Source organism: Candidatus Zixiibacteriota bacterium (assembly GCA_014728145.1).
GTDB lineage: Bacteria > Zixibacteria > MSB-5A5 > JAABVY01 > JAABVY01 > WJMC01.
Genome location: WJMC01000111.1, coordinates 1 through 2,906, shown reverse-complemented (window position 1 = coordinate 2,906; position 2,906 = coordinate 1). Strand labels below are relative to the sequence as shown.

Here is a 2,906-nt window from a genome sequence, read left to right as displayed (position 1 = left end):
CATGCTCCAAGCCAGGCCCGACCTGCTCTATTCCAATGGTTCCAGGGTCCGGATCGAGGATATCTGCTTCAGCCTGGTTTACTGGTTTTACAATACTTCCCTGCAGTCTTTGGACTTGAAATACCTGGCCACAGATACAGACAGCCTGCGGTTATACATAATTGACGAGAGCAGTCTGCTGATGAAGACAAACCTGAATGCAAAACAGGTCGAGGCAGTCATCGGCGAAGATCTTCCCCTTCTGGTGGCCGACAGCAGTTTCAGAATTCAGCCGGGGAATCAGTTTCTGCTCGAAGATATCGATTATGCACGCATTCTCGACTACAATGCGCGCTATGATATCAGCGCCGGTCCCTTTATACTTGCTGACGACTACGGTGACAGCCTGATGCTCGCGCGCAATCGTTACTTTCCTGATTCAAAGTTTTATCCCGATACGGTTTCAATGAAAGTTATCGAGGACTACCTCGACCGCAAGCTGGCCTTCCAGCTCGGGGACATAGATCTGCTTGAGATAAATTACCAGGATCGCGCCAGATTCGAGGACAGGTACGATATGGTCGCCGACACGCTGGCTGTGTCAGCCTACCTGTCCGCCAACAACTCCCGCGCTTACCTGGCTGACGGTATGCTGATGACCGCCCTGGCTTACCTGCTCAATCGCAATTCACTCTGCCGGGTCGCACTCGGAAATTCAGCAGTCGCCCTGAGCGCGCCCGATCTTTTAAAAGACACCGATAATATTTCCCCGTACACTTTTAATATAGACAAGGGTAAGGCGATTATCCGCAGTCTCACCAAGCCCCCCCGCTACCTTTCGATATTGATTGACCCTGATGATTTTACGACTCGTCGCACGGCGGAATACATAAAGGCGATATTGGAAAGAGAGGGCATCTATTTGACTATCTATACCGGGCAAAACCTGTCCGGCAAATTAAATGAATATGATTTGCTGTTGAGCACGCTCAATCTCGAACGCGATCACCCGCTCGAGCTTATCAGTCAAATGCTGTATCATGATGAGTTAGTGAAGGAAAACGACAATCGTTCGCTGTTTGTGTATCCTGCCTACCAGGGCCTGTCAGAAGGATCGCTGGTCAATAACAGTGTCAGCCCGGATTCATTGAACAGCTTCTATAATACACTCAATGATATCCCCGCCGGGATTTTCATATACCGTCCCCTGCGCGAGATCGCCCTGGGAGACCGGCTGAATTCATGCCGGCTGACCAAACAGGGCCTGATCGACTTCAAGACACTGGAATTCTCAAATGAAGCTGAAAACTAAATTTGCCCTGTACTCGATTATGGGCACCGCCCTGCTCCTTGTAATCACTGTCCTGGTGCTGTATTTCTTTTTATCCGGTGGACTGCGCAAGATCGAGGCCGGCAATATCAGCGAGGGACTGGAAGCTCTCAAGAGGCAGTTGGAGGAGGATGGCGAAAACATCGCCCAGAAAGTGACCTCGGCCTGCCACGGCGATGATTACCAGATTTTGCAGATCGTTCTCACCCGAGACCGCCAGGGGCAGATCGACCAGAGCCGTTTGATCGACCTGGTGGGACAGTATCAGTCGCTGTTGAAACTGGATTTTTTGGAGGTGATATCCCGTGATTCGATGCTTTTGGCATCGGGGCTCAGGCCGACCGATTTTAACCGTAAAAGCGAGCACGATTTCATCGCTGAAGTGATTGAGGAAGGATTCGTACAGGGCTTCTCACCTTATCGGGTAGCTGAGAATATCTACCCGGCCTACCTGAGCGGACGCTCATTGACCTATGAAGATTCTGCCGTGGCGATTGTTATCGGTGGAATTTTTGTCGACGACTATTACCTGAGCCGAATCCGTCTGCCGTACAATATGGAAACCGCGGTTTTCTCCGACCGCAGGCTGTATTCCTCGACATTGCCTGAGCATCTCCAGGAGATACTTGAACAGCAGGTGAGCTCTCGTCCGGCCGATGACATCAGCTCAGAATACGAGCTGGATCAGATCACTTACCAGCCGTTTCTGCAAAACCTGTATTCTTTGGTTGAAGGCCAAAATTTCTATATCATGCTTCTGCATCCCCCCTCACTGGCCAAGCAACTCGCATCTCAAAGCATAAAGATCTACCTGATAGTGGCCCTGGCCGCGATCATCCTGGCCGGACTGGTCAGTTATGCTTTCGCGCAGAGGCTTTCTGCTCCCCTGACCGAATTATCCCTGGCAACCGAACAGATCGCTGAGGGTAAATTCGACCAGAAGATATTCTGGTTTTCCTCCGATGAGCTGGGCCGGCTGGTGACCAGTTTCAATACCATGTACGAACGGCTCAAGCGCTCCCAGAACAAGCTGATCCAGGCCGAGAAGCTGGCCGCCTGGAACCAGATGGCGCGCAAGATCGCTCATGAGATCAAAAATCCCCTCACGCCAATCAAGGTCTCGATCGAGGACCTGAAGCGAAGCTACCGTAGAAATCCAAATCAGTACGCTGACATACTTGACGACGCGTCTGAAACTATCCTGGCCGAGATCGACAAACTGAAGCGGATTGTCGACGAGTTTTCGACCTTTGCCAAACTTCCTCAACCGCAAGTGAAGCCGACCGACCCTCTCGGGCTGGTAGAAGAATCTCTAAAGCTCTATCGTGCGGAACTCGAAACCGGCCGAATAGTAATTAATTCACAGCGAATCGAGGGCAGGGTTATGGCTGACAGGGGTCTTTTTTCGCAGGCTTTGATCAATATCGTCAAAAACGCGCTGGAATCAGATCCGGAGGGGAAAATTGAAATCGAGGTCGGACCTGATGACGAACTGGCAAAGATTTCCGTTATAGATCACGGCCCCGGAATCAGCACGGAGAATCTCGGGCGCATCTTCACTCCCTACTTCACCACCAAAAGCGAGGGGTCAGGCCTG

Annotated in this window: 2 protein-coding genes; both read left to right on the top strand. The window is 51.3% G+C overall.

Annotated features, from left to right (window positions below):
* Position 1 precedes the first annotated feature (1 nt).
* Positions 2–1,291, top strand: coding sequence for a hypothetical protein (locus tag GF404_06980; protein MBD3381923.1), 1,290 nt, complete (start codon positions 2–4; stop codon positions 1,289–1,291).
* Positions 1,275–2,906: HAMP domain-containing protein (locus GF404_06975; protein ID MBD3381922.1), on the top strand; the 1,632-nt coding region annotated here is incomplete at its 3' end. The genes GF404_06980 and GF404_06975, both read left to right, overlap by 17 nt.